The sequence below is a fragment of the Pseudomonas sp. GW823-FHT06B06 genome, assembly GCF_058795195.1.
Genome location: NZ_JBXAHO010000034.1, coordinates 1 through 18,828, shown reverse-complemented (window position 1 = coordinate 18,828; position 18,828 = coordinate 1). Strand labels below are relative to the sequence as shown.

The following is an 18,828-nucleotide window of genomic DNA, read 5'->3' as shown; positions in this document are numbered from 1 at the left end:
CAGATTGAAGATGTTAGCGGTTTGTGCCGCGATGCTGGCGGCAGGCCAGTCGCTCGCGCAGGATCACCTAGAATCGATCGTCAGCGACGCCGTGCGCCCCGTCATGCACGCCCAGGGCATTGCCGGCATGGCCGTGGCCGTCACCGTCAACGGCAAACAGCAATATTTCAACTATGGCATAGCGTCAAAAGAGACCGGCAAGCCGGTGACGCAAGACACCCTGTTCGAGATTGGCTCGGTCAGCAAAACCTACACCGCCACCCTCATCGCCTACGCCCAGGCCACCGGCAAACTGGCCTTGACCGATAAGGCCAGCAAGGTGCTGCCGGCTTTGCGCGGCAGCGCGTTCGACCACATCAGTGTGTTGCAGCTAGCCACCTACACCGCCGGCGGGTTGCCCCTGCAATTTCCTGCCGAGGCGGATTCGGCCGATAAGATGCTCGGCTACTACCAGCAATGGAAACCGGTATATCCCGTCGGCAGCCAACGGCTGTATTCGAATCCCAGCATCGGGTTGTCCGGCTACCTCGCCGCCCAGGCCATGGGGCAACCCTTCGATGACGCCATGGAAAACACCCTGCTGCCCCAACTCGGGCTGAAACACACCTGGACCAAGGTGCCGCAGGATCAAATGGCGCTGTATGCCCAGGGCTACGACAAGGCGGACAAACCCGTGCGGGTCGGGCCGGGAGCGCTGGATGCCGAAGCCTACGGGGTGAAAACCAGCGCTGCGGATTTGATTGGTTTTGTTCAGGCCAACCTCAAACCGGCAAGCCTGGACAAACCCTTGCAACAGGCCATCGCCTTGACCCATACCGGTTACTACAGCGTCGGTGATATGACCCAGGGACTGGGGTGGGAGATGTACCGTTACCCGGTCACGCTTGATCGCTTGCTGGCGGGTAATTCGACGGAGATGGCTATGCAGGCGCACCCGGTCCAGTGGCTGAATCCGCCGCAACCGCAGACTGGGAATGTGCTGGTCAACAAGACGGGGTCGACGGGTGGGTTCGGGGCTTACGTTGCGTATGTACCGGCGAAGGGGATGGGGGTTGTGATTCTGGCGAATAAAAATTATCCGAATGCAGAGCGGGTGAAGATTGCTCATCAGATTCTGAGCGCTTTGGCCCTGTAGGAGCTAGCATGTCGAATCGTCGAATCGTCGAATCGTCGCGATGGTCGTGAACGATAACGCGTAAAACCAGATGCCCCGCGGCGCCCTCGAGTTTTTCGCGAGCATGCTCGCTCCTACAGAGGATTAGCGCTATTGCGGGGGGGCGATGTTGTCCAGCGCCCGTTTTACCAGTCACTCCCCACCCACTGGAAAACCTGTTTCCAGCGCCACCCAGACTAATCATCCGGCATTTCCGGTGGCTTGGCCGGTTTTGCCGGCTTGGCGTTTTTGGCGGCCTTGGCAGCCCCTTTGGGCGGTGGGGTTTCGGCAACCGGCGGAGGCGTGGGGGCCGCGGCTTCCTTCTCGGTCGCCGGCAAGGCATCGATGGTGGCGAAGATTTTCTTCAGGTCGACCGACTTGGATTCTTCCCCTGAGCTTTCAAGTTTCTTCTCGCCGTCCTTGCCCACCAGGATCACTTTGGGCAAGGCGCCGGCCCCCAGTTTCAGCGCACGGATCAACGCCATGGTGTCCTGTTGGCCGAGGTCCTTGCCGTCCAGTTGGCCGGACATGTTCAGCACGCTGTACACCCTGATGTTGCGGTCAGCGACACCCTGTTTGTTGGCGGGATCTTCCAGCGATTTTTTCAGGTTGACCCAGACGGGGTCGACGGTGCTCGGGGCAATCACGATCAGCGGCCGGGCCCTGCCCTTGTCGATATCCAGAGGTGAATCGCCATCGGCGGCGAACAAGGGGCCGGCAATCGCCAGCAAGGTAGCCAGGGTCAGTGACCTGATGAGCATGCGCATCTCCTTTTGATATCCACGCTCTAATGATTGCGCATCGCGGCGTTCGTTCCGGTGACGCTCGGCAAATGTGTTTCGCCTTGCTCCAAGCTTAGGCGAGGGCGGTCATTGCGCAACAGGCTGGACTAATCTGAAAACATGTCCTGAATCGATGCGAGGGACCGTCATGAGCGCCCGGTTGAACCACACCATTGTCTGGTGCCGCGACAAGCACAGGTCGGCACATTTCCTGGCCGAACTCCTCGGCCTGCCGCCTCCAGAACCTTTCGGGCCGATGCTGATCGTCAGGCTCGACAACCAGGTGTCGCTGGACTTCTACGACAACGATCCACCGATCGCCTCGCAACATTACGCGTTCCTGCTCGGCGACGACGATTTCGACCGGGCGTTCATTCGCCTGCAGGTAAACGGGCAGCCATGGTGGGCCGATCCAGGCAAGCGGCGGCCAAATGAAATCAATGACCATGGCGGAGGACGGCGGGTGTATTTCGACGACCCGGATGGGCATCTACTGGAGATCTTCACCCGCGAATGAGGCCCCTTCCCTGGCGGCCACTCAACCCTGCATCATGAAGGCGCCTGGCGGAACCCGTTTTCGCAGCTTCTTGCAGTTACCGGCGGGGGGCTGGTGGCCCGGTGGGCGATCAGGAAACCAGATGCGGCATTGACCCGGCGGTGGCCAATGGCCGCGTGGAATCGCAATCTCATCGGACACGGGCCCTGGCTCGGCGGCAGCCACCTGAAATTGTCCTTCTGGCCGTGGCGTGGCAGTCGCCGCAGAGTCGGCCACCCGAGCGAAATTGCCGGCAAGCGGCCCCGTGTTCTCCAAGGCTGGTCCAGCCGCGGCGAGTTCTGCTTCGCGGCGACTTTGCGCCTCCTCCTCGCGTGCCTTCTGCAAGGCGAGCAGGTCCTCCTGGGCCTTGGGTGGGGTCCCCGAAGCCTGGGCCTGCTGCGCCGCCTGGATCAGTTGGAAGTTGCGGTTGCGCAACTGGACATTGCCACCAACCCGCATGTTCGAGCGCATCGCCAGGGTTTCAGCTTGCTGATATTGCCCCTGTTGCAGGCGCAGCACACCGAGGTAATGCAGGGTCGCGGGATTGTTCGGCTGGATATGCAGGGCACGCTCCAGCGTGGCTGCGGCCTGGTCCAACTGGCCATTTTCGTACTGGCGAGAGGCGGTTTCGATCAGGGTGGTGGATGCGCTGTTACTTTGCGCGGGCGCTGTTCGCTCGCCAGCCTGCGAGTAAAGCGACGCGATGGCGCAGCACGCCAGGATGAGGCTCGGCAGAAAACGCTTGGTTGGCATCAGGGGCAGACTCAGCTGATCTCGGACGGCACCGCCATGAAAGCAGGCCACCAGCACTGCTCGGAAACTCCGATACAGGGCCCCTGTTGACCCGATTATCGCCATGAAGTTCCCGAGGCAACGCCCCTTCATGCCGTGTTCGACTCGTCAATCGACCAGTCAAGCCACGGACTTATAAAGATCATTAAAATTTTCAGCTTAAAAAAAATGAACTATACCCAACTGGGCAAGTTTGCCTGCCATGACAGATCGTCAAAACAGACCAGGAGCCACTGGGCATGAATGTTTTGAAAGTTGCTGCAAGCGATGCCGTCCTGAATTGTTTCCATACCTCTCGCCCGATTGTTGCCCTGGATCAGACCGACTTTACCGATGTCGCCGCCGCGGTGCTGACCGTAGACGATGTAATGGGTGGCGCGCTGGATGCCATTCAACGAACAGGCTTCGACATCCCGCTGTTTCTGGTGGTGCCTCGCGGCGGTGCCGGCAATCGGGCACTGGATGTCTACAAGCGCCTGCACGAGGTAATCCTGCTGGTCAACGGTGTGTTCGACCTCTCCAGCTACAACGCCGAGTACTACGGCAACCAACTCGAAACCGCCGCCAAGGCCTACGAAGAAAACTTGTTGCCGCCCTTCTTCGACGCCCTCAAGCACTACACCGAGGCCGCCAATGCGACCTTCGCCTGCCCCGGTCACCAGGGCGGCCAGTTTTTTCGCAAGCACCCCGCCGGCCGCCAGTTCTTCGATTTCTTTGGCGAAACCCTGTTCCGCGCCGACATGTGCAACGCCGACGTCAAGCTCGGCGACCTGCTGATCCACGAAGGCCCGGCCCTGCAGGCGCAGAAGCATGCCGCGACAGTGTTCAACGCGGACAAGACCTACTTCGTGCTCAACGGCACATCGGCGTCGAACAAGGTGGTCACCAACGCCCTGCTGACGCCTGGTGACCTGGTGCTGTTCGATCGCAACAACCATAAATCCAACCACCAGGGCGCATTGATCCAGGCCGGGGCCACGCCGGTGTACCTGGAAACCGCGCGCAACCCCTACGGCTTTATCGGCGGCATCGACGCCCACTGCTTTGAGGAAAACTACCTGCGCGAACTGATCAATGAAGTCGCCCCGGACAAGGCCCGGCTACCGCGACCATTTCGTCTGGCGATCATCCAGTTGGGCACCTATGACGGCACCATCTACAACGCTCGCCAGGTGGTCGACCGCATCGGCAAGTTGTGCGACTACATCCTGTTCGACTCGGCGTGGGTGGGCTACGAACAGTTCATCCCAATGATGAAGGATTGCTCGCCCATGCTGCTCGAACTGGGTGAAGACGACCCGGGTATTTTCGTCACTCAATCGGTGCACAAACAGCAGGCCGGCTTTTCCCAGGCGTCGCAGATCCACAAGAAGGACCGCCACATCAAGGGCCAGCCGCGCTATTGCAATCACGCGCGGTTGAACAACGCGTTCATGGCCCAGGCCTCCACCAGCCCGTTCTACCCGCTGTTCGCCTCGCTGGATGTGAACGCGCGTATCCACGCCGGGCGCAGTGGCTTGCGCCTGTGGGAAGACTGCGTGAAGTTCGGCATCAACGCGCGCAAGCTGATCCTGGAAGCCTGCACCCTGGTGCGCCCGTTCGTGCCGGAAACCATCGACGGGCGCCCATGGCAGGATCACCCCACCGACGCCATCGCCAGCGACCTGCGCTTCTTCGAATTCCATCCCAAGGATCGCTGGCACGCCTTCCCCGGCTATGCCGACAAGCAATACTTCATCGACCCTTGCAAGCTGCTGTTTACCACTCCCGGCATTGACCCGATTGACGGCAGTTACACCGACTTCGGCATCCACGCCGGCATCCTCGCCAACTTCCTGCGCCAGAACGGCATCGTTCCGGAAAAGTGCGACCTCAACTCGATCCTGTTCCTGCTCACGCCCGCCGAAGACTGGGCGAAGATGGCCCATCTTGCCGCGCAACTCGCACGCTTCGAACAGTTCATCAGCGATGACGCGCCCATGAGCCGGGTACTGCCGGCCATCTATACACGCTTTGAAGACCGCTATCGCAACTACACGATTCGCCAGCTCTGCCAGGAAATGCACGATCTCTACCGCAGCCATAACGTGCAGCAATTGCAGAAGGACATGTTCCGCAAGGAGCACTTCCCGAAAAAAGCCATGAACCCGCAACAGGCTCAAATCGAATTCATCCGTGGCAATGTCGAGCTGGTCGCGCTGGCCGATGCCGATGGCCGTGTCGCTGCCGAAGGCGCGCTGCCCTACCCGCCCGGCGTGTTGTGCGTGGTGCCGGGGGAAATCTGGGGGGGTGCGGTCCTGAAGTATTTCCTGGCGCTGGAAGAAGGCATCAACGCTTTGCCCGGGTTCACCCCGGAACTGCAGGGCGTGTACCTGAAAGAACAAGGCGGCCGTATTCGCGCTTATGGGTATGTGCTCAAGAGCTGATCCTCGACTTGAACAGGGCAAGGAGTGTGCGATGGCTGATTCAAGCAAGAAAATGGGCCTGATGGGGCTCACCACGCTGGTCACGGTCAACATGATGGGTTCAGGCATCATCATGCTTCCCACCAACATGGCCCAACTCGGTGCAGTCTCGCTATTGTCGTGGATTTTCACGGCGATCGGTTCGATGGCCATCGCTTATTGCTTCGCCCAGTGCGGGGTGTTCTGCTCACGTTCCGGCGGGTTGTCCGCCTACACCGAGGAAGCCCATGCGAAGTCGGGGTTCTTCCTCTGCTCGTACCTGTACTTCCTGTCCCTGGCAATCGCCAACGTCGCCGTCGCGATCTCGGCGGTGGGCTACATGAGCGCCTTCCTGCCCTGGCTCAGCAGTGGTGCAATCCCGCTGTTCGTCGGCACGGTCGCGCTGATCTGGATCACCATCATCGCCAACTTCGGCGGCCCGAGCATCACCGGCAAGATCGGTGCTTTCACCGTGTGGGGCGTGATCATTCCGGTGGCGGGCCTGAGTATCATCGGCTGGTTCTGGTTCGACGCCAAACTGTTGGAAGCCGCCTGGAACCCCAACAACCTGGCCATCTCCGAAGCCATCGGCAAGGCCATCCCCCTGACCCTGTGGGCATTCCTGGGCATGGAATCGGCAGCCCAGGCCACCGATGCGGTGGAAGACCCCAAGCGCAACGTACCGCTGGCCTGCCTGTTCGGCACCCTGGGCGCCGCCACGGTCTATGTGCTGTCGACCACCGTCATCCAGGGCATCATTCCCAATGCCGAGCTGGCCAATTCCTCGGCGCCATTCGCGCTGGTCTACGCCAAGATGTTCAACCCGTTGGTGGGTAACATCGTCATGGCCCTGGCGATCATGGCCTGCGTTGGCTCGCTGCTGGGCTGGCAATTCACCCTGGCACAAACGGCGAAGATGACCGCCGACCAGAACCTGTTCCTCAAGCTGTTCAGCAAGGTCAACGCCAGCAACGCACCGGTGATCGGCATGATCGTCTGCGGCGTGTTGCAGACAATCATGGCCGTGTCGACCATCTCACCCGATGCCGCTGCGCAATTCAGCAAACTGGTCAGCCTGGCGGCGGTGACCAACCTGATCCCCTACATAACGGCGCTGACCGGCTTGCTGGTGATCATGCACAAAGCCCAAGTGGGGCCCGCGGTGTACTCGCGCAACCTGGTGGTGCTGCTGGTGGCGGTGGCCTACTCGTTGTACGCCCTGTATGCCTGCGGCAAGGATGCGGTATTTGGCGGCACACTGGTGCTCGCCTTGGGTTACCTGCTCTATGGTTTCCTCGCCAAGCGTTTCGTCGACGTGCCAGCCGCCGTCCAGGCCAGGACCGGCAATGTTTAGGCATCGCAACCAGGATTGCACCGACATTCCTACACGGGGGAAACGGACATGAACGCACCCTTTGCAAAAACCACACGCCTGCTGCTCGCCCTGGTGTTTACCGCGCTGCCAATGGTGGCGGGTGCCAACACCCTGGAGCGCATACGCGCCAGCAATGCCTTTACCCTGGGCTACGTGCCCGACCTGTCGCCCTTCAGCGTTGCGCAAGGCGACAAAGCCAGCGGTTATGCCATCGATCTGTGCCTGAAGATCGCCGACAAGCTCAAGACCGAGCTCAACCTGCCCAACCTGCAAGTACGCTACCAGCCCGTCACCATGGCCGAAGAGACCAGCGCGGTGAAACTGGGCAAGGTCGATATCCTCTGTACGCCGACCCCACCGACCCTCGAACGGCGCAAGACCATCAGCTACTCGATTCCGGTCTACACCGCCGGCCTCTCGGTATTGGTGCGCAAGGATGCCGCCGAACCGCTGCTCAACGCGCTCAACGGCAGGGAGGCCAATCCTGGCCCGACCTGGCGGGCGACGATCAACCGTGGCCTGGCCAACCAGACCTACGCCGCCATCGAGGGCGGTGTGACCGAAGACTGGATTCGCGAACGGATGCGCATGCTCGGCGTGATCGCGTCGCTGGTGACCGTGGCCAACATAGAAGAAGGCGCAGGGCTGGTGGCCACACGCAAGGCCGATGCGTTCTTTGCCGAGCGCATGCTTCTGAAAAACCAGGTGGAAAAAGGCGGCGCCAACAAGGACCTGATGGTCCTGGACCGCATCTTCGAGTACGCCCCGGTGGCGATGATCGTCGAACGCGGTGACGAGGACTTCCGCCTGCTGGTGGATATGGCACTGAGCGAGGCCTATCGTTCCGGCGCCATTGAGCAGGCTTACGACAAGTACTTGGGCGGGATCAACGAGACGATGAAAAAGCTGTTCAAGGTGTATGCATTGCCTTGAACTGCATGGTTTTTTTGTGGGAGCGAGCCTGCTCGCTCCTACATTGATTAGAACGCCAGTTTGTAGCCGATCAGTACCAGCATCGTCGCCAGGCAAGGGCGCAACCATTCATCGGAGATGCGCCCGGTCAGGTGGCTGCCCAGGTAAATCCCCGGCAACGAACCGACCAGCAAGTAACCGAGCACGTGCCAGTCCATATTGCCCATGCTCGCATGGCCAAGGCCGGCGACCAGGGTCAGGGGCACGGCGTGGGCGATTTCCGTGCCGACCAGGCGGCGGGTCGGCAACAACGGATAGAGGATAAACAACGCCACGGTGCCCAGGGCTCCCGCGCCGATCGAGGTCAGCGCGACCATGGTGCCCAGCACCAGGCCGGTGATTACGGTCAGGACATTCAGGCGCGAGCCGCTGGGCTTGTAGTTGCCTCCGGCGCGCTTGTGGGCGAAGTCGAGCAGGCGCTTCTTGAACAGGATCGCCAGCGCCGTGGCGAACAGGACAAAACCCAAGGCCTGCTTGATGATCGCGTTCATCGCGTCGGGTGCTTCGTTCAGGCTGCTGAGGAACCACAACGTCAACATCACCGCGGGCACGCTGCCGAGGGTCAACCATCCGGTGATCGACCAGTCGATATTGTTGTTCTTCCTGTGGACCAGCACGCCACTGGACTTGGTGATGGCCGCGTACAGCAAATCGGTGCCGACCGCGGTGGCCGGGTTGATGCCGAACCACAGCAGGATGGGCGTCATCAATGAACCGCCACCCACGCCGGTCATGCCGACGATAAAGCCGACCACCAGCCCGGCCACGACCAACCCGATATTCAACAAATCCATTGAGACATCCACAAAAACTGCAGGAAATAACTGGCCCGCAGCATAGCGATATTTCTTATAACCAGTTATATCGATGCGATCTATCTTTATGCCCTGTTGGCATCCCGCCCTGTTTGCATCCTGCATTCCGCCCTGTAGGAGCTGCCGCAGGCTGCGATCTTTTGATCTTCAAAACAAGATCAAAAGATCGCAGCCTGCGGCAGCTCAGGTGGTCATTCGTCGCGACGCCGAGCGGAACAGTCATTGCACCGGCAGAAAATTCAGGAACAGCAGGCTCTGGGCATAATTCAAGCCGATCCGCCGATAGCGCTCGTCGAGCATCTGGGTCAAAAGATCCAGCCGCGCGACGATCTTGCCAAACTCCACGGCGAAACTCAGGTTGCTGCCCTCCTCCGAGATTTCGTTGGAGAACAGCATGGGCTGGCCGTCCTTGGTCTGCCGCTGGCTGAGAATCCAGGTGGCGATTTCAATGTTGCGCGCGGCGTTGCTGACGAACGTCGGGTTGATCGCGTCCGTCATGTAGAACTCCAGGCGATTGCCGTGGGCGGTGACCAGCATGCTGCCAATGGCATAGATGAACGCACCGACGCGATCGCCGAGAAACTCCGGGCTCATGGCAAACCGCAGCGCTGCCAGGTCCTTCTTGCCCCCAAGCGTAGGCAACGGCTGCTGCTGCTCAATGGCCATGCGCACCTGTTTGCCCGCGGTCCGGGCATCGAGGAAGCCGGATTTCTTCAACTCCTCGGGGTTGCGCAGGTACAGCTTGCCCATCAGCAGGTAAAGGCTGTCGAGGTTGTCGCGCATGGCCAGCGTCGCCATGCGGTCGACACTGGTCTGCAGGAACTCCTGGGGTTTGGCATCGCGTATCTGGGTGAACAGGTCGTTGCCTGGTTGATGACTGCAACCGCTGGCCAGCAACAGCGACAGGCCACCCAGTAGCAGGCCGATTGAGCGAATGATGTGGGGTGAAACTCGAGCCATGGGTGATGAACTTGGCATGGGCCGACGGGGGGATCGCCGTCGGCTGGCAAGGGATAGAGCCGCAAGTTGCGCAAAAGTGCGGTGACGAGCGTCGCCAATCGATCACCGGCACCTGTGGGAGCGAGCCTGCTCCGGGCGGCGTTCCGACGATGAACCTGAGAGCGCCGTGGGGATGTCAGGTTTCCCACGTCATCGTTGACGTCCATCGCGACGGTGCGACGATTCGACATGCTCGCTCCTACAGCCACCCGGATGGAACCCGAGGGGCTATCCTGATGCCAACAGAAATAATGACCAGAAGGAGCAAAGCATGCGTACCCAGCAATTGGCCGGCACCCGGGTACCGGTCATCGGCCAGGGCACCTGGCAAATGGGCGAGGACCCTGCCCGCCATCAAGAGGAGGTCGCCGCCCTGCGCCTGGGCATCGACTTGGGCATGACCCTGATCGACACCGCCGAAATGTATGGCGAAGGCGGTGCCGAGCAAGTGGTGGGCGACGCCATCGCCGGCCAGCGCGACCAGGTCTTCCTCGTCAGCAAGGTCTACCCGCACAACGCCAGTCGCCAGGGCATTCCCCAGGCGTGCGAGCGCAGCCTGCGACGTCTGAAGACCGATTCCATCGACCTGTACCTGTTGCACTGGCGCGGCCAGTATCCCCTGGAAGAAACGGTAGAAGCCTTCGAACGCCTGCGTGAAGCCGGCAAGATAGGCCGTTGGGGCGTGTCCAACTTTGATCTCGACGACCTGCAAGAGCTCTCGACAGAGGGCTGTGCCACCAATCAAGTGCTCTACAACCTGGAGGAACGTGGCATAGAATTTGATCTATTGCCCTGGTGCAAGGAGCAACGCATGCCGGTCATGGCTTACTGTCCGATCGGCCAGGCAGGGAAAATGCTGGCCAATGCTACGCTCAAACAAGTAGCTGCCCGCCACGACGCCACGCCTGCCCAGGTTTCCCTGGCCTGGCTGCTGCGCCAGGACGGCGTGATCGCCATCCCCAAGGCCGTCCGCCCCGAACACGTGCGGCTCAATGCGCAAGCGGCGCAGTTGAAGCTGGAGGCTGGGGATCTGGAGGCGCTGGACCAAGCGTTTCAGGCGCCCAAACGCAAGCAGCGGTTGGCCATGGTCTAAGCCATCGCGGTGTCAGAGGGCTTCGACATGAGAAGCACCGATCAACCGGACGCCTTTAACCTGCAACGCTTCGTCCAGGCGCAGAACCCGGTGTTCGACCGGGTCCAGGCCGAACTCGAAGCCGGCCACAAGCGCAGTCACTGGATGTGGTTCGTTTTCCCGCAGTTCGCCGGGTTGGGTGACAGCGAAATGTCCCGGCGCTTCGCGATCCGTTCCCGGGAAGAAGCGCAGGCCTACCTTGAACACCCGCTGCTGGGTGTCCGGCTGCGCACGTGTACCCAACAGGTGCTGAACATCCAGCAGCGCTCGGTGGCAGCGATATTCGGCCACCCCGACGACCTGAAATTTCGCTCCTCGATGACCTTGTTCGCCCAGGTCGCGGACGACGACAGTCTCTTTCATCAAGCCTTGAACCAATACTTTCACGGCATTCTGGATGACTGGACCCTGTCGCTGATGGACTCAAAACAAGCCCAGTTGCCCCCCCACCAGGGTTGAGAAATCGTCATCGACAAACGGCAGGATAGCGTCTGCCACCGGTTGCAGTTGCCGGGTGATGTAGTGGTCGTAGTCGATGGGGGCACTGCGGATCTCCAGCGGCTCGGGGCCGGCGACAGTGATGACGTAGCTGATCCAGCCGCCATTCTGGTACTGCCGCGGGCGGCCTTGGCGATCGTTGTAATCGTCGGCAATCCGCGCCGCCCGTACATGGGGCGGGACGTTGCGCTGGTAGTCGTCCAGCGTGCGGCGCAGGCGCTTGCGGTAGATCAGGCGGTCGTCGAACTCACCGGCCAGGGTCTTGCGCACATACTCGCGCACGTAGTCCTGATAGGGTTTGCGGTGGAAGATCAGTGAATACAGCTCCTGCTGGAATTGCCTGGCCAGCAGCGACCAGTCGGTGCGCACGGTTTCCAGGCCCTTGTAGACCATTTCGTCGCTGCCATTGGCGCGCGTGACCAATCCGGCGTATCGCTTCTTGCTGCCCTCCTCCGCGCCGCGAATGGTCGGCATCAGGAAGCGTTTGTAGTGGGTTTCGAATTGCAGCTCCAGCACGCTCTCCAGGCCGTACTCTTCACGCACGTGCTCACGCCACCACTGGTTGACGTGGTCGACCAGCGCGCGGCCGATCTGCGCGGCCTCCTGCTGGCCGTGGGCGCGGCGCAGCCAGACGAAGGTCGAGTCGGTGTCGCCGTAGATCACCGTATGGCCCTGGTTTTCGATCAGCTTTCGGGTGCGCAGCATGATCTCGTGGCCACGCAAGGTAATCGATGACGCCAAGCGCGTGTCGAAGAAGCGGCAGCCACTGGAACCGAGCACGCCGTAGAACGCGTTCATGATGATCTTCAGCGCCTGGGACAGCGGCGCATTGTGCTCACGCTTGGCGGTTTCCCGGCCTTCGGCGACCCGGGCGACAATGGCGGGCAGGCAATGCCGGGTGCGGGAAAACCGCGCCCCGCGAAAACCCGGTACCGAGTCCTGGTCATCGGGGTGCTTGAGCCCTTCGATCAAGCCTACCGGGTCGATGAGGAAGGTACGGATGATCGACGGATAGAGGCTCTTGTAGTCGAACACCAGCACCGACTCGTACAACCCCGGTCGCGAGTCCATGACAAATCCGCCAGGGCTCGCTTGTGCCGGCTTGCTGCCCAGGTTTGGCGCAACGAAGCCCTGGCGATGCATCAACGGCATGTAGAGGTGGGTGAACGCCGCCACCGATCCGCCCATGCGATCGGCTGGCAACCCGGTGACACTGGCCCGCTCCAGCAGGAACTTGAGCAGCTCGGTCTTGGCGAAGATCCGCGTGACCAGCTCGCAGTCCTTGAGGTTGTACTTGGCCAGCGCCGGCTTGTCCTCGGCGAACATGCGGTTGATTTCATCCATGCGCTGGTACGGGTTATCAATCGACTTGCCTTCGCCCAGCAGGGTTTGCGCGACGTTTTCCAGGCTGAACGATGGGAAGCTCCAGGTCGCCGAGCGCAGGGACTCGATGCCGTCGATGATCAGCCGGCCGGCGGCGGATGCAAAGTAATGATTGCCGCTGCCGTGTTCGCGCCATTGCATTTCCTCGCCGCCTCGCCCCAGTTTCAGCGGCACGGCCAGGCGCCGGGCGTGTTCATGCAAGACCCGCAGGTCGAACTGCACGACGTTCCAGCCAATGATCGCGTCAGGGTCGTGGCGGGCAAACCATTCATTGAGCTTCTTGAGCAGCAGGGTTCGCGATTCGCAGTATTCGAGCTGGAAATCCACCGCGCCGTGGTCGCCATTGGGCGGGCCGAGCATATACACCTGACGCTCGCCGCAACCTTCAAGAGCAATGGAATACAACTCGGCCTGGGCGGTGGTTTCAATGTCCAGGGACACCAGTTTCAGGCTGGGACGGTAGTCGGGATCGGGTTTCATCTGCGCCTCGAGCAGCAGGCCATCGCCCCCCGGCGTGCCGCCAAAGCGTACTGGCGCGGTGATGAACCGCTCCATCATGTAGCGCTCCGGCGGGCGCACATCGGCCTCGTACACCTCGACGCCCGCCCTGCGCAGTGCGGTTTCCAGGCGCATCAGTTGCCCGTGCTGCTGGCAATACAGGCCGAGCACCGGGCGATGTTCAAAGTCCTGCAGGGCCAGGGGCTTGAGCTCGACGTTTTTTTCGTCGCGCAACAGCGCCTCGGCCTGCCCGCGCTGATCGGCCGGGATGAACGCCACCGACGGCTGATGCGGCAGGCGGATGCGCCGGGGACCACTATCGGTCGCCAGCCAGAACTCGACTTCGGTGCCCGCCGGCGTGTCGCGCCAATGCCGGGTCAGGACGAAGCCCTGGGGTAAATCCACCACTGCAGACCTCGGATTTTGTTCAAGCGAGTAATTCTACGCGTCATCCACACCTGTAGGAGCTGCCGCAGGCTGCGATCTTTTGATTTTGATTTACAGGAGCAAGATCAAAAGATCGCAGCCTGCGGCAGCTCCTACAAAGGCTGCGATTTTTTCGGGTTCGGAAAAAATCCGCCGAATGACGTTTTTTGTGTGCTATCTGCCGCTTTTGCCCTTGCCCTGAACGCCTGGGTCTACGATTCTTCAAGGACAACGACAACACCCGGAAAACCGCCATGAAAACCGTCGCGCAACTGCTCAAGTTGAAAGATCAGAAGAACCAGGAAGTGCACCAGATCAAACCTGATCACATGGTGCTCGAAGCGCTGATGAAGATGGCCGAAAAAAACGTCGGTGCCTTGCTGGTGGTAGAGAATGACGAGGTGCTGGGCATCATCAGTGAACGCGACTACGCGCGCAAACTGGTGCTGCATGGCCGCTCCTCCGTGGGCACGCCGGTACGCGACATCATGGTATCGCCCGTCATCACCGTGGACACCCATCAAACCGTCGACACCTGCCTGGGCATCATGTCCGACAGACGCCTGCGCCACCTGCCGGTGGTGGAAAACGGCAAGTTGATCGGCCTGCTGTCGATCGGCGACCTGGTCAAGGAAGCCATCGCCGAACAGGCCGAGTTGATTCGCCAGCTGGAGCAGTACATTCGCGGCGAATAGTACGGGTACACTGCAAATCCCCCCACATTATTAATTTGTGGTGATCAGGCAGGCCAATGCCTGGCAAAGACCGGCGCCAATATCGGATGCCGGTCAATGCGTTCCAGCCAGGCGGAAAAGCCCGGCCGGGTTCGGCGCAAATGCTCGCGGCTGCCGCCCCAGCGTGTGACCACGGCCGCCAGCACATCCAGCGCGCCCGGAGCCTCTTCACCCAGGTACAGCTCAGCGGAAAACTGGTCGGCAAACACTTCCCAGCTCCAATGCAAGCGCTGCCGGGTACCGGCCATGAGGTTTTGCCGCGAGGCTTCATCCGCATTGGCCAGCCAGCGTTCCGGGTAATCGATGATGCCGATGGCCGCATAACAATTGCTGACGATGAACGCCAGGCCCCGAATGGCTTGGTCACGCTCGGCAGGGTCAGCCGGCAACAGGTTCGACTCGGGAAATGTCAGCCCGAGATGAATCAGGATCGCCGCGCTCTCCGTGAGGACACTGCCGTCGGGCAGTTGCAGCGTCGGAATCTGCTTGAGCGGATTGAGCTTCTCCAGTGCCTGGGCCGCCTGCGGGGACGTTTCGACATCAATGAAGCGATAGGCGATCTCACACAGCTCCAGGGCGGCCTCGATCGCAGCCGCGCCCGAGTTCTGGTGTCCGTAGAGTTGATACATACATACCTCCTGGTTGGCCGCGATCAGCACCAGCTATCCAGTGTAGAAGGCGCCATCGACCACGACCCGAGCGTCCGACGACTGCACCATCACGCCCACGAACGGTACCGCACCGCCCCTATCAATAGCGTCGATGTTCACCATCACGTCAATGAAGTTCTCTAAAAAAATCCACGGCGTAACATCAGCTCCATACCAAACAACTACACCCCGGAGCACACGATCATGAAACGCCAAACTCTCCTCAGCATTGCTTTCTCGGTTTTCGCAGTTAACGCTTTTGCCGCTACCTCTGTTCAGCCTGTCGTGGCTGAAGGTGGCTCGGATCGTCTGATTGAAAGCCGGGTGGCCGAGGGTGGTTCGGATCGCTTGATCGAGAATCGCGTGGCTGCCGATGGTTCGGATCGCCTGCAAGGCAACACCGTCGCCGCCGATGGTTCCGACCGTCTGCAAGGCAACACCGTCGCCGCCGATGGCTCCGACCGTCTGCAAGGCAACACCGTCGCCGCCGATGGTTCCGACCGTCTGCAAGGCAACACCGTCGCCGCCGATGGCTCCGACCGTCTGCAAGGCAACACCGTCGCCGCCGATGGCTCCGACCGCCTGCAAGGCAACACTGTCGCCTGACCCCTTCGCTTCACCGCACCCACAAAAAGCCCGGCCTGATCAGCCGGGCTTTTTCATGCCTGTTAAAACTCGAAAGTCATACAGCGTGTGGACGTTCGCCAATATCTTCAGCCTGCCCGCGCCATGCAGCGCTTGTAACGCTCATCGACGCGCTTGGCAAACCAGGCAGTGGTGAGCTTGCGGGTGATTTTCGGGCTTTGCAGCACGATCCCCGGCAGTACCGCGCGCGGCAGGGAACGACCTTCGGCCTGTTCAGCCAAGGCGAAAACCCGCTGATAGAGCTCGCTGTCCTCGAACGCCAGCGTGTTGCCCTCCTCCAGTTGATCCCTGATCGTCGGATTGCGCATGCCCAACTGCTTGCCCAAGGTGCGCACCGCCAGCTCCGTGGTGCCAGGCATGATCGAACCGTAGCGGACCAGGTCGCCATCCAGCGCGAGCGGGATGCCCGAGGCCCGGCTCACGGCGTTCTGGAAGCCAGCATTGCGACTGGCGTACCAACCGGCATTGAAATCGGCGAAGCGGTACAACGGCTGCTTGTAGCTCGCCGGATAACCGAGCAGATGCGCGATGCCGAAGTACATGCCGCCACGGCGGGTAAAGACTTCACGCCGTATCGAGCCTTCCACCGGATACGGATAGCTTTTGGCCTGCTGTTCGGCAAAGTCGATGCTGACCTGCATCGGCCCGCCGGTGTGCACCGGGTTGAAGCCTGCGAACAGGGTCTTGCCCATGGGCACCATGCCAATGAAGTCATCGAAAATCGCGCTCAGTTCCTTTTCGCTGCGGGCGGCGTTCAGCCGGTCGCTGTAGGTTTTACCGTTGGGCGAACTCACCCGCAGTGCACCGCTGACCAACAGTTGGGGGATATGCGCCTTGGCCGCCCGGCGATCGATCTCATCCCGGGCGATCTTGCCCAGCCCTGGCACGCCGGGATCCACCTGGAAAGTCGACTCCTGCTCGGTGACCGCCAGCACCGAACAGAGGTTTTGCGTGGTCGGTGCGATGTTCTGCGCAGCAAACGCGGCGTAGATGTCCGTGGCCCACCCTTGGCGATCGACGGTTTTGGCCGGCAGCAAGCGCACGATTTGCGCCTTGACCTCGGCGGGCTTGCGCGCCGCGGTTTCCTGGGGTCGCTGACTGCTGCAACCGGCCACCACCAGTAACGCGGTGATGCTCATGATCAATCGATGGGCTTGCATGTTGCTCCAGGGCGTTCGTTGAACCGGGTTAACCATACGATCAATGCATGGCGCAGGCTATGACCGTGGCGCGAACCCGGCTGTTCCTCAGGTGCCGATGAAAAACGCTGGCCGCTGCGCAAGGCTGGACCATACTTGCAGCACACGGCAAGAGGACGGGGTCATGCAGCGTAGCGATGTGTTGATCATCGGCGCCGGCCCGACGGGGTTGGTGCTGGCGCTATGGCTGAGCAAACTGGGGGTTCGCGTGCGGATCGTCGACAAGACTTCTGCACCGGGCACCACTTCACGGGCACTGGCGGTGCAGGCGCGCACGCTGGAGCTGTATCGCCAGCTGGACCTGGCCGACGCCATCGTACGCGACGGTCATCAGGTCGCGGCCGCCAATTTCTGGGTAAAAGGCCAGCCCGTGGCGCGCCTGCCGTTGAACCGCGTCGGTGAAGGCCTGACGCCCTACGCCTTCCTCGAAATATTCCCGCAGGACGAACACGAACGGCTGCTGATCGATCGCCTGCAAACCTTCGGCATCACGGTGGAACGCAACACCGAGCTCGAAGGTTTCGAGCAAACCGATGACGGCATCAGCGCCACGCTGCGCTTGCCCGACGGCCAACAGGAAACCTGCCAGGCCTGCTACCTGGCCGGTTGCGACGGCGCCCGTTCGATCGTTCGCAAGACCCTGGACACCGGTTTTCCAGGCGGCACCTACCAGCAGGTTTTCTACGTCGCCGACGTGCACGCCAGCGGCCCGGCGTTCAATGGCGAACTGCATGTGGACCTGGATGAGGCAGATTTCCTCGCGGTATTCCCACTGGCTGGCAGCGGCCGGGCACGCTTGATCGGCACCGTGCGCGACGAACGCGCCGAACAGGCGCAAACCCTGCAATTTGACGACGTGAGCAGTCGGGCCATCGAGCATATGCAGGTCAAGGTCGAACAACTGAACTGGTTCTCGACCTACCGCGTGCATCATCGGGTGGCGGATCACTTTCGCAGCGCACGCGCCTTCCTGTTGGGCGATGCCGCCCACGTGCACAGCCCCGCGGGAGGCCAGGGCATGAACACCGGGATTGGCGATGCCATCAACCTGGCCTGGAAACTCGCGGCGGTACTGAGCGGCGGCGCCGAGGCGAAATTACTCGACACCTACGAAACCGAACGCATCGCCTTCGCCCGCAAACTGGTGGCCACCACCGACCGGGTGTTCACGTTCGTTACCGCCGAGGGGCCCATGGCGGATGTGTTGCGCACGCGGCTGGCGCCCTTGCTGATTCCGAAAATGGCCTCGTTCGAAACCACCCGCGAATTCCTGTTCCGCACCGTGTCGCAAATCACCCTGAACTATCGCGCCATGCCCTTGAGCACAGGCGTTGCCGGGCAGGTGCATGGTGGCGACCGCCTGCCCTGGGCGCACGACGGTGAAGGTGACAATTTTGAATCGCTCAAATGCCCGACCTGGCAGGTGCATGTGTATGGCGACACCAGCGACGAGATGATCGCCTGGTGCCACGAGCACCATCTGCCGCTGCATGTGTTCAGCTGGCGCCCGGCATTCGAAACGGCCGGCCTTGGGCGCAACGGGTTCTACCTGCTACGGCCGGATACATACGTGGCGATTGCCGAAACCTGTTCGGACCCGAAGGTGATCGAACGGTATTTTCGCGACCGCGGGATCCGACCGTACTTTGGTGCGCCCTGATTTTAGGTTGGGGTATTTGGATTGGGTGTATATCCGTTGCTGCGGTAACGGCCACCTAGGGTTTCGCCCTTACGGCGAGTCACTTGGAAAAACGGAACGCCGCCCGGCCCTAAGTAACCAAGGGCTCTTGCCCCTG

The 18,828-nt window shown here is 61.1% G+C and carries 17 protein-coding genes; 10 read left to right on the top strand and 7 right to left on the bottom strand.

What is annotated here, in order from left to right; all coding sequences use genetic code 11:
- The first annotated feature begins 10 nt into the window (after positions 1-10).
- A complete protein-coding gene (gene ampC / locus AC1Q8Q_RS24760; RefSeq protein ID WP_492615636.1) occupies positions 11-1,135 on the top strand; it encodes a class C beta-lactamase in 1,125 nt (374 codons plus the stop codon).
- Between the two features lie 215 nt (positions 1,136-1,350).
- Here ampC and AC1Q8Q_RS24755 read toward each other — a convergent pair whose 3' ends face one another.
- Positions 1,351-1,914 (bottom strand): DUF4174 domain-containing protein, encoded by a 564-nt coding sequence (locus AC1Q8Q_RS24755; protein WP_020798141.1) that lies wholly within the window; start codon positions 1,912-1,914, stop codon positions 1,351-1,353.
- A gap of 169 nt (positions 1,915-2,083) precedes the next feature.
- Here AC1Q8Q_RS24755 and AC1Q8Q_RS24750 point away from each other — a divergent pair, with 169 nt between their 5' ends.
- Entirely contained in the window at positions 2,084-2,452 is a 369-nt protein-coding gene (locus AC1Q8Q_RS24750; RefSeq protein ID WP_168757564.1) for a VOC family protein, read from the top strand.
- 21 nt (positions 2,453-2,473) lie between these two features.
- Here the strand turns inward: AC1Q8Q_RS24750 and AC1Q8Q_RS24745 are convergent, their stop codons facing one another.
- Positions 2,474-3,223 (bottom strand): tetratricopeptide repeat protein, encoded by a 750-nt coding sequence (locus tag AC1Q8Q_RS24745; RefSeq protein WP_492615616.1) that lies wholly within the window; start codon positions 3,221-3,223, stop codon positions 2,474-2,476.
- 278 nt (positions 3,224-3,501) lie between these two features.
- Between AC1Q8Q_RS24745 and speF the strand changes: the two genes are divergently transcribed.
- Genes speF through AC1Q8Q_RS24730 form a run of 3 tightly spaced genes read left to right on the top strand, consistent with a single transcriptional unit; the run spans position 3,502 to position 8,014 of the window.
- The gene (speF, locus tag AC1Q8Q_RS24740) at positions 3,502-5,688 is read left to right on the top strand and encodes an ornithine decarboxylase SpeF (protein WP_432669259.1); all 2,187 of its coding nucleotides are present in this window, start codon (positions 3,502-3,504) and stop codon (positions 5,686-5,688) included.
- Between the two features lie 31 nt (positions 5,689-5,719).
- A complete protein-coding gene (gene potE / locus AC1Q8Q_RS24735; RefSeq protein WP_432669258.1) occupies positions 5,720-7,060 on the top strand; it encodes a putrescine-ornithine antiporter in 1,341 nt (446 codons plus the stop codon).
- 48 nt (positions 7,061-7,108) lie between these two features.
- The gene (locus AC1Q8Q_RS24730) at positions 7,109-8,014 is read left to right on the top strand and encodes an amino acid ABC transporter substrate-binding protein (protein WP_432669257.1); all 906 of its coding nucleotides are present in this window, start codon (positions 7,109-7,111) and stop codon (positions 8,012-8,014) included.
- Positions 8,015-8,061: 47 nt separating this feature from the next.
- Here AC1Q8Q_RS24730 and AC1Q8Q_RS24725 read toward each other — a convergent pair whose 3' ends face one another.
- Entirely contained in the window at positions 8,062-8,847 is a 786-nt protein-coding gene (locus AC1Q8Q_RS24725) for a sulfite exporter TauE/SafE family protein (RefSeq protein WP_033041934.1), read from the bottom strand.
- Between the two features lie 240 nt (positions 8,848-9,087).
- Positions 9,088-9,828, bottom strand: coding sequence for a hypothetical protein (locus tag AC1Q8Q_RS24720; RefSeq protein WP_492615615.1), 741 nt, complete (start codon positions 9,826-9,828; stop codon positions 9,088-9,090).
- A gap of 310 nt (positions 9,829-10,138) precedes the next feature.
- Here AC1Q8Q_RS24720 and AC1Q8Q_RS24715 point away from each other — a divergent pair, with 310 nt between their 5' ends.
- Together AC1Q8Q_RS24715 and AC1Q8Q_RS24710 are read left to right on the top strand one after the other, a co-directional pair.
- Positions 10,139-10,960: an aldo/keto reductase gene (locus tag AC1Q8Q_RS24715; RefSeq protein ID WP_492615614.1), complete on the top strand. Its 822-nt coding sequence runs from the start codon at positions 10,139-10,141 to the stop codon at positions 10,958-10,960.
- A gap of 27 nt (positions 10,961-10,987) precedes the next feature.
- Positions 10,988-11,458 carry a DUF1810 domain-containing protein gene (locus AC1Q8Q_RS24710; RefSeq protein WP_151141253.1) on the top strand — a complete coding sequence of 157 codons (471 nt, stop codon included), beginning with the start codon at positions 10,988-10,990 and terminating at the stop codon, positions 11,456-11,458.
- On the opposite strand, the gene AC1Q8Q_RS24705 is transcribed toward AC1Q8Q_RS24710, so the two are convergent.
- Entirely contained in the window at positions 11,423-13,783 is a 2,361-nt protein-coding gene (locus AC1Q8Q_RS24705) for a DNA polymerase II (RefSeq protein WP_492615613.1), read from the bottom strand. The two genes, AC1Q8Q_RS24710 and AC1Q8Q_RS24705, sit on opposite strands and share 36 nt — an antisense overlap.
- Before the next feature lie 275 nt (positions 13,784-14,058).
- On the opposite strand from AC1Q8Q_RS24705, the gene AC1Q8Q_RS24700 reads away from it, so the two are divergent.
- A complete protein-coding gene (locus tag AC1Q8Q_RS24700; protein ID WP_007944798.1) occupies positions 14,059-14,499 on the top strand; it encodes a CBS domain-containing protein in 441 nt (146 codons plus the stop codon).
- A gap of 44 nt (positions 14,500-14,543) precedes the next feature.
- Here the strand turns inward: AC1Q8Q_RS24700 and AC1Q8Q_RS24695 are convergent, their stop codons facing one another.
- Positions 14,544-15,167, bottom strand: a complete 624-nt coding sequence (locus AC1Q8Q_RS24695) for a glutathione S-transferase N-terminal domain-containing protein (protein WP_033042476.1) — start codon at positions 15,165-15,167, stop codon at positions 14,544-14,546.
- A 225-nt stretch (positions 15,168-15,392) separates the two neighbouring features.
- Here AC1Q8Q_RS24695 and AC1Q8Q_RS24690 point away from each other — a divergent pair, with 225 nt between their 5' ends.
- Positions 15,393-15,794: a hypothetical protein gene (locus AC1Q8Q_RS24690; protein WP_083349355.1), complete on the top strand. Its 402-nt coding sequence runs from the start codon at positions 15,393-15,395 to the stop codon at positions 15,792-15,794.
- 107 nt (positions 15,795-15,901) lie between these two features.
- Here the strand turns inward: AC1Q8Q_RS24690 and AC1Q8Q_RS24685 are convergent, their stop codons facing one another.
- Entirely contained in the window at positions 15,902-16,993 is a 1,092-nt protein-coding gene (locus AC1Q8Q_RS24685; protein ID WP_020799598.1) for a DUF1615 domain-containing protein, read from the bottom strand.
- Between the two features lie 43 nt (positions 16,994-17,036).
- Between AC1Q8Q_RS24685 and AC1Q8Q_RS24680 the strand changes: the two genes are divergently transcribed.
- Complete coding sequence (locus AC1Q8Q_RS24680) at positions 17,037-18,692, top strand: FAD-dependent oxidoreductase (protein WP_404821784.1); 1,656 nt, start codon at positions 17,037-17,039, stop codon at positions 18,690-18,692.
- Positions 18,693-18,828: the final 136 nt, after the last annotated feature.